At 35.2% G+C, this 7,683-nt stretch carries 12 protein-coding genes and 1 pseudogene; 2 read left to right on the plus strand and 11 right to left on the minus strand.

All coding sequences use genetic code 11. The features are described 5' to 3' along the window. The 10 genes and pseudogenes from H8706_RS11280 to H8706_RS11325 form a co-directional block, all read right to left on the minus strand. Positions 1-502: DNA adenine methylase (locus H8706_RS11280; protein WP_262432702.1), on the minus strand; the 502-nt coding region annotated here is incomplete at its 3' end. A gap of 17 nt (positions 503-519) precedes the next feature. Beyond that, the gene (locus H8706_RS11285) at positions 520-726 is read right to left on the minus strand and encodes a helix-turn-helix domain-containing protein (RefSeq protein WP_262432703.1); all 207 of its coding nucleotides are present in this window, start codon (positions 724-726) and stop codon (positions 520-522) included. Between the two features lie 160 nt (positions 727-886). After that, a complete protein-coding gene (locus H8706_RS11290) occupies positions 887-2,212 on the minus strand; it encodes a relaxase/mobilization nuclease domain-containing protein (RefSeq protein WP_262432704.1) in 1,326 nt (441 codons plus the stop codon). Then, on the minus strand, positions 2,185-2,541 hold the full coding sequence (locus tag H8706_RS11295; protein ID WP_262432705.1) for a plasmid mobilization protein: 357 nt from the start codon (positions 2,539-2,541) through the stop codon (positions 2,185-2,187). The genes H8706_RS11290 and H8706_RS11295 overlap by 28 nt, the downstream gene beginning before the upstream one ends. A gap of 84 nt (positions 2,542-2,625) precedes the next feature. After that, positions 2,626-2,982, minus strand: a complete 357-nt coding sequence (locus H8706_RS11300) for a TnpV protein (RefSeq protein ID WP_262432706.1) — start codon at positions 2,980-2,982, stop codon at positions 2,626-2,628. Positions 2,983-2,994: 12 nt separating this feature from the next. After that, entirely contained in the window at positions 2,995-3,348 is a 354-nt protein-coding gene (locus H8706_RS11305) for a hypothetical protein (RefSeq protein WP_262432707.1), read from the minus strand. Positions 3,349-3,472: 124 nt separating this feature from the next. Next, positions 3,473-3,769: a helix-turn-helix domain-containing protein gene (locus H8706_RS11310; RefSeq protein WP_262432708.1), complete on the minus strand. Its 297-nt coding sequence runs from the start codon at positions 3,767-3,769 to the stop codon at positions 3,473-3,475. A 19-nt stretch (positions 3,770-3,788) separates the two neighbouring features. Next, positions 3,789-4,127: a plasmid mobilization protein gene (locus H8706_RS11315; RefSeq protein ID WP_262432709.1), complete on the minus strand. Its 339-nt coding sequence runs from the start codon at positions 4,125-4,127 to the stop codon at positions 3,789-3,791. Next, positions 4,124-5,191: pseudogene (locus H8706_RS11320) on the minus strand (site-specific integrase). The gene H8706_RS11315 and the pseudogene H8706_RS11320 overlap by 4 nt, the downstream one beginning before the upstream one ends. Positions 5,192-5,194: 3 nt before the next feature. Then, on the minus strand, positions 5,195-5,389 hold the full coding sequence (locus tag H8706_RS11325) for an ICEBs1 excisionase (RefSeq protein ID WP_118446330.1): 195 nt from the start codon (positions 5,387-5,389) through the stop codon (positions 5,195-5,197). A 194-nt stretch (positions 5,390-5,583) separates the two neighbouring features. On the opposite strand from H8706_RS11325, the gene H8706_RS11330 reads away from it, so the two are divergent. After that, positions 5,584-6,219, plus strand: coding sequence for a helix-turn-helix domain-containing protein (locus H8706_RS11330; protein ID WP_262432710.1), 636 nt, complete (start codon positions 5,584-5,586; stop codon positions 6,217-6,219). 18 nt (positions 6,220-6,237) lie between these two features. Then, positions 6,238-6,798, plus strand: a complete 561-nt coding sequence (locus H8706_RS11335; RefSeq protein WP_262432711.1) for a hypothetical protein — start codon at positions 6,238-6,240, stop codon at positions 6,796-6,798. A gap of 286 nt (positions 6,799-7,084) precedes the next feature. On the opposite strand, the gene H8706_RS11340 is transcribed toward H8706_RS11335, so the two are convergent. Further along, complete coding sequence (locus H8706_RS11340) at positions 7,085-7,546, minus strand: hypothetical protein (RefSeq protein ID WP_262432712.1); 462 nt, start codon at positions 7,544-7,546, stop codon at positions 7,085-7,087. Positions 7,547-7,683 lie beyond the last annotated feature (137 nt).

Consider the following 7,683-nt stretch of genomic DNA (forward strand, 5'->3'; position numbering starts at 1 on the left):
AATGTCCGCAGGTTTTTGCAATTTTGTCCATTGCATATAACAAAGATGTAATCAAGATTGCCCGTTCTCTGTCATTGATATTTTTCTTTTTATAGTTCTTTTCAATATCTTCTCTTATATATCCAATTTTAGCACAATCATCACGACTAAAATAAGTGTCCGCAAAATTATCAGTCATATAATTGTCCTTTAATTTCACCAAAGAGTTATAATGCACAACATAATCTATAATTGTCTGTTGATTATAAGTTTCACTCCCAAACCAAGCATAATTGCAAATATAATTGCTATACATCAAGTCGTTTGTTATGATGATTTTATCCGTAAATGCAGATGATACTGCTCCGGTACCGGCAAAAATATCAGCAATAGATTGTATATCTGAACATTCCTTATCCACGACTTTCGTTATAAACGGTAACAGCTTATATTTGTTCCCTAAATATCGCCTGTTATTTATAAGAGAAGTTTTATAGTTTTCTTTTTTTATAGCAACACTCATTTGTCGGCACCCCCTTTTTAGATATTCAGAAATAGCTCTGCAAGACTTACATCTAATCCAACAGCAATTTTTTCAAGGTTGACAATAGATATATTTCTTTTACCTAACTCAACGCTGGCAAAATATGTTCTGTCCATTCCAATTTTTGCTGCAAATTTTTCTTGGCTTAATCCTGTTTCTTTTCTTAGTTCCCGTATTCGATTGCCGATTTTTTCAGTAATCATTTCATACCCTCACTATTTTATCACTGATTATAACTATACATTATAAATTTTATCACAAAACCGCAAATAAGTCAACCGATTTTAAGCAACATTTATATTTTCTATAATACACACAAATGCCCCAATTGCTTTTTGTGCAATTAGGGCAAAATGTCTTTTATCATTGGCATCTCTGATACTGATATAACTTTCTATCACTATGTTTTGAAGCCTCAAGTTCCAACAGTTCCACCGTCTTTTGATGTTCCCGTATTGTTTCAATATCTTGAAAAATATTATTACACATACGCATATCTTTCCGAAATTTCTGTAATTCTGCATTGATTGTTTTGATTTCAGCCGTTGAATCGCTTTTACCATATAGCCTGCTTCGTTGAATTATCGATTCTGAAATTTTTAATTCTGTATTTTCCTTAAAGCTGCTCAGCTGATCTGTCGTTTCAATATCATTCTCAATCAAAAAATGAAACTGTTTTTGATAACGTTCAAATTTTATTAGCTCCTCACGCATATAAAATGATACTCTCTGCGGCGTTTCCTTTTTGCGTATTTTGCCGAACAGATATAGGTAATGATAATACAACGCCTTAAATCCGTGCAGCTTTATCGGCTCGTATTTTTTAAGCCAAGCGTTATAATCCGTTGCAGGCTTATCCAAAATCCGTATGCCGTTTCTTGCCGTTATAATCCGCTGTCTTATCGCTTCCTCGCTATAATTATCGCCAAGCGATTTAAGACGGATATATCTTTGGGAATAGGCAGGCTTTAATGCAATATACTTAACATCGCGCTTAACCTCATATCCACGCTGTTTTAATATTCTCCAAAAATCCTTATAAGCATATGAACACTTGATAATTTCATCGAGTTCATCTTTTATCTGTCCTCGTATGGTGGGATAGCCGTTTTTCTCCGCCATTACCTCCGCATAGTGCCTGCCCTTGCTTTTGGGATTTCTTATGACTGACAAATTGTTTTCCTCACAAAGCCTATCAGAAATCTTTTTCATAAGATTATAATTTTCTTGGTTGTCGTAATACTTTTTACCGTCTGCAAAAGATACAGAATTTATCACAAAATGATTGTGTAAATGTTGTCTGTTGAGATGCGTTGCTATCAAAACTTCAAATCTATCACCCCACATTTCTTTTGCAAATTCAACTCCAATTTTATGTGCAAGCTCCGGTGTTACTTCACCCGGCTTAAAACTCTGTATAGCGTGAAATGCAATAATTCCATCCGTTTTGCCGTAACGTAATTTTGTTTGCTGCATTTTATATGTAGCGGTATAGGGCGTAACATTAACGCCCGATACATATAATCGTTTTTCTGTTTTATACCCGTCTGCCGCATAAGCCATAACATTGTGCAATGCCTGCATTTCAGCTTTGTTATATTGGTTTTCGTCTGTTTTTTCGGGATTTGCTGCATAATTTATTAAACAGTCGAGTCTGCCTTTTATATTCCAAATCTTTGTTGTAGCCATTTTTCATCACCCAACCTCATCTTTTCGGGAACTGTAAAAATCTCATTTATTTTCAATATCACCTTATCCAACCGCTTAGCCTGCTCACTTAATTCCTTCATATCGGCACTTCCTATATTGGCAATACGATAAAGATTATTTCCAATTTCCATAAGTTCTGACATAATCTCATCATAGCCGTCCGGCGGTCGCTCTTTGGGTAAATATTGCTTTGCTATCATTCGCATAAATGCTGATTTCGTCATATTGCATTTTGTGATTGCTCGGTTTAAATTCTCATATTCTTCGTTGCTTAATCTTGAAGAAAATGTCCTTGTCCGCTTTCTCATCTCTGTCGCTCCTTTCAGCTTGGGGTGTTAGGGGTATCCCTTAAAATTGAATTTGTAATGCCAAATTCAGTGCTTGTTAAATCATTAAATATAAATCAACCTATGATTTATGACCTCCTCCGCACAAGCCTTTGCATTGTTCATATGCCCAACCCATTCCATTTGGTGTGTAGCCTTATCGGGTGCAGTTTTTTCCGCATTTTTGATAAAGCAATCCATAATTTTCTGTGCCTTGACATCAACATCGTGTAAATGCTTATGCAACTTACCGCTAATTATCAAAGCTGTATATTCACTTTTCTTGTATTCCTTTAGATACTGCCGCCTTGCCCTGCCATATCTGCCGATTTTATAATTGCCGTTAGGAGCTTCCAAATTTGGAAGATAATAATCTCCCACTTTTGTATATGTACCGCCGTTCTTTTCAAATAATGATTTCATTGTAATTCCTCCTCAAAATATATATGTTTGTCTGAATAGTCGCTCTATATATGCGTCATAGTCTATAAGCGTTCTGAAAATACAACCTGCAAGATATGCCGTTTCGGATTTTACATCTTTGGCAGCTCTGTAACATTCCATAGCTCTGTCCAAAATTTCCGGCATCATTTCATAAAGTAATTTGGACCGTATATCTTGATTTGTGTAGGTCACCCCGTTGACAGTTATATTAGGTTTGTTCCAAAGAAGCTCCATAGCTTTCCTTGCAAGTTGTTTTTCGGTTTCGGTTGAAAACTCCTTATCTCTTTCGGAATGAAAATAACATTCATCAAGATAATAAGTGAATTTTTCTGTTTCTAAATCCACAACCTCACCTTCTTGTTGTAGTGGTTTTTGATAAATGAGTATTGTTAAATGGTTATTGATATATTTATTTCCCGTCTTTATCGGATAGGCGGCGAGTGTTTAATACGGAGGGAGTGCCTCCGTATTATATAGGCAGTGGCTCTATATGGTATAGGTTACTTGTCTGATGATTCTTGTCATTTGCGGTTTTTCGATACCGCATTTCTTTTGTGATAAATCCTTTTTCTTCCAAAGAAGCCGTTACCTTTCTCACCTGTGATATGCTTATGTTGCAATCCGCTGCGATTTTAGCCGCTGACGGATAACAAGTTCCTGTCTTTCTATCGGCTTTCATCACAAGATACGCATACACAATAAACTCATACGCCGATAATCCGCATTTAAATATATCATTTTGCATTGTAAAGAATTTACCATTCACAAATACCCGCCTTTCTAATTTAAGTTATCGTTTTGAAGTCATCGGCTGATAACTTTTCGTTATCAGTCATAACCTCCTGCAATTGTTTCAGCAGTGCCTTGCACTCGCATAATGTTGCCGTTTCACTTTTGGCACATTCAAATGCTTCACGCAGCTTTTTTAATTCAAGAGCCAATCTGTCACTTTTGTATTTACCAACAGAAATTTCAATGCGTTGATACAGCAAAGATTTTATAAAATACTCGCCTTTGGGTAGTCCGCAAACTTTAATTCTTGCTTCAAGTGCAAGCCGTTCCTCCGGCGAAACCCGAAAGCTGATTGTTGTGTTGCGAAATCTGTTTTTATCAAGTCCGCTCATTTCAAATCCTCCCGATAAACTTTCTCTAACTTGTCCGACAACGCTCTTTGTTTATTCGGATAAATATGTGCGTAAACATTCATTGTTGTTTCCACTCGCTCGTGTCCCAAACGGTCAGCAACTTCAAGCGGTGTAATACCCATTTCAAAGAGAAGTGCGCAATGCGAATGCCGAATATCGTGGATTCTAATACGCTTTACACCGCTGTTTTTAATGCCTCGCTGCATTTCGTGTTCCATAAAATATTTGGTAACTTGAAATAATCTGTCGGTATCCTCCAAGCAATATATCGAATTCATATAATCCTTAAGGTCAGCAAGCAAAAAATCGGGAACAGTTATCGTCCGTTTGCTCTTGGGTGTTTTGGGCAGTGTTATTACATCTTTTCCGTCAATCCTCTGATATGATTTTGAAATGCTGATTGTCTTGTTTTCAAAATCTATATCAGCCGGAGTTAAAGCGAGTAATTCACCTAATCGCATACCTGTCCAAAACAGAGTCATAAATGCAGCATACGATTTCTGCTTGTCCATAATACTGTCAATGAATTTATAAAACTCATCTTTTGTCCAAAATTTCATCTCATCAGCCTTGTTTTTACCCATTCCACCGGCTTTGCGGCAAGGATTATTCTGCAAGTCATAATATCGAACTGCATAATTGAATACCGCCGTAAGCTGATTGTTAATTGTTCTGAGATATGTTTGTGAATAGCCTTGCGAAATCAACTCATTCTGCCATTTACGAATATCAGCAGCGGTTATACTATTCATCCGTTTGTTTGAGAAATACGGCAAGATTTTCAAATCTATTATGTACTTCTTATTTCTCATAGTATTCTCACGAAGCCGAGGAGTCATATCTTCATAATAGAGCTTCAAAAATTCTTGAAAATTCATATTAAAATCCGCTTACTGTGACGCAAGAAAATTTCTGACATACTCATCAGCCTCTCGTTTTGTAGCGAAACCACGTTTTGTTGTTTTTCTGCGAACACCCTGCCAATCTGTATATCTGAACTGAATCAGCCACTTTCCCGTTTTCTTGTCTTTTTGTGCCTTCATAAATCAAGCCTCCTTTGCATTATAACCAAACCATCGCTTTTCAAAGTACCCCTTCGGCACTTTCCCTGCGATTACAATAAAACCGTCTTTATCTAGCTCCTTGTTCAGCTTTCTTATAATTTTATAAGCATATCCCATAGATACACCCAACATATCTGAAAGCTCACGAGCCGTAATGTAAATTTTGTTATCCGCCATACAAATTACCTCCTCAATTTGTTGTTGCGGTGTCGCTACATTTATATTATAGCGCAGTCGCTACAACATGTCAAGGAGTAATTTTGAATTTTAATAGTTTTGTAACATTTGATGATTTTTGTTAAATGGTATGGACTTTTTTATTTTTATGTGCTATAATAATAGCGACTAAACTACAAAAGGAATGAAATATTATGACTATCGGTGAAAAAATAAAGTATTTCCGCACACGCATAGGCATAACCCAAGCAAAGTTAGCCGAGCTTTCGGGAATACACCCCGTGTCCATAAGAAAATATGAAACGAACAAAATGGTGCCGCAATCTCCGCAAATTGACAGAATAGCGGAGGCTCTCGGCATAAGCTCTTTTGCGATTGCAGGATTTGAAAATAATATAAGACTTGAAACAATAGGCGATTTTATGGGACTGCTCATTATGCTTATCAAAACTAAAATCGTTGTTGTTAATGGAGAAAGAGGTGCAGACGATATTTACAAGCCTGAAACTGTTTCTTTCGAAGTCAATCCGCTTATTTCTCAATTCTTTAATGCAAATATTTCTGAAAAAGAGTTTAACGCAAAGGATATTATGTATCACTTAAAAAGAAAAAATCTCCTGCAAGACCTCTTATCTTGGGAAAAAATAAATTACGGATATGAAAAATGTGCCGCCAAATACAGCGACACACCGGATAAAAATACGCAAGCTGCTTTAGAGCAATTAAAGAACGATAAAGAAGCAATCGAAATGGAACTCCAACGCTCCGGCATTTTGCTCGATACAAAAGATGGAATCAGCGTTAAAATCCCGCCGGATATTTTTAACTAACAGAACGGGGGTACTCAAATGTTATCTAATGTTAATAGATCTTTATTGTTATATTTATTGATTGGAATTATAATAATTGCTGTTTTAGTTATAGTTGGCGGAACTATACTAGCAATTATAAAAGCATACAGAAAAGGAGAACACAGCAAACGTAAATGTATATTTCTAACATTGTTATGCATCGCTATTGCCGCAACTTCGTGGATTTTTAATATGGGATGGATAAGATTCATCATGACTTTTATGCTCATTCCATTTATCCATGCAATAATTTTCTTTTTGATAAATTTTTTTACAGCAAGCTATATACATAAATCAAAAAAATTAAGAAACATCAACATTTTCTTTTGTTTTACATATTTATTATTTTACATATTATTGCCCGACGGAGGAGATGTCGGTGAAATGTATGTATTCTTTGGACTGATACATAGCAATTTATTTTCATCTATTTGCAATACGATATCTTCGTTAGCTGTGTTTGTACATATCGTACTTTTCATATTGCAAACTATCGAAATAGTAAAAACAAAAAAACTAATTGCAAACGAACAAAAAAATCAGACAATACAGAGCTGATACTCCTACGATACTAAACTTTTGTACTCAAAATGCACTCAAAAGGCAAAAAGAAACCCCGAAAACCCTGATTTTTCAAGGCTTTCGGGGATTTTAATTTTTATTCCCACTCGGTGCGTTATATTGTACTTTTTGCTTTGTCACCTGATTTTAAGCCGTTTTCATCGCCGTTTCTGCCTAAAATCTTTTAATTATTTTGTGTTCTGAGCTGTCTGTTATCAATTTGTTAGCACCTATATGTTAACATAATATTTGCAGGATTGCAAGAGGGCAGAGAAATAATTTTTTACAATAAATAATTATCAATTCCTTTTAATTCTTTTTTCCACCTTTTATTCCATGCCGAATTAAATTCTTTCTTATGTGTTTTGTGCGTATCCCATAAAAGATGATCTATTTTATCATGAAGTTGATACGAACCTAACTTGTCCATGTTTTCATCAATACATAGAAAAACTTTTATATTCTTACTGTCATCCAAAGTTGCTATTTCTGGAATACTCATCAAATACTCACTATATTCATTTTCGCTAAGCATGGGCCAAATAAACTTCATCATATCTGCCGTTTGCGGCAAACAAAATAATGGTTTAATCAATATTACATTATCAATTTGCTTATATAAACCCGTTTTAGCAATATCTTGTATAAACTCTTGTTTCTTTGACATTATATCGAACATACATTGTCTATGAATGTACATATCTAAATATTGTTCAACATTCAGCAAATTTTTATCATATATCAATTCTTGCTCATATAAACTTTTGCCGTCTTCCCAGATTTGATGGACAGAAAAAAGTGTGATATAATGAAATGGACGCAAACAAATTCAAAATCACAGGAGGAATTTTTATGTCAATCAAAAAAGGAACAATGCCACCT

Origin of the sequence: Qingrenia yutianensis, from assembly GCF_014385105.1 — a bacterium.
GTDB classification, from domain to species: Bacteria; Bacillota; Clostridia; order UMGS1810; family UMGS1810; genus Qingrenia; species Qingrenia yutianensis.

Coding starts and splice junctions, on each gene's coding strand:
- H8706_RS11285 (WP_262432703.1), bottom strand. CDS start 726: ATGATTACTGAAAAAATCGGCAATCGAATACGGGAACTAAGAAAAGAA.
- H8706_RS11290 (WP_262432704.1), bottom strand. CDS start 2,212: ATGGCTACAACAAAGATTTGGAATATAAAAGGCAGACTCGACTGTTTA.
- H8706_RS11295 (WP_262432705.1), bottom strand. CDS start 2,541: ATGAGAAAGCGGACAAGGACATTTTCTTCAAGATTAAGCAACGAAGAA.
- H8706_RS11300 (WP_262432706.1), bottom strand. CDS start 2,982: ATGAAATCATTATTTGAAAAGAACGGCGGTACATATACAAAAGTGGGA.
- H8706_RS11315 (WP_262432709.1), bottom strand. CDS start 4,127: ATGAGCGGACTTGATAAAAACAGATTTCGCAACACAACAATCAGCTTT.
- H8706_RS11325 (WP_118446330.1), bottom strand. CDS start 5,389: ATGGCGGATAACAAAATTTACATTACGGCTCGTGAGCTTTCAGATATG.
- H8706_RS11330 (WP_262432710.1), top strand. CDS start 5,584: ATGACTATCGGTGAAAAAATAAAGTATTTCCGCACACGCATAGGCATA.
- H8706_RS11335 (WP_262432711.1), top strand. CDS start 6,238: ATGTTATCTAATGTTAATAGATCTTTATTGTTATATTTATTGATTGGA.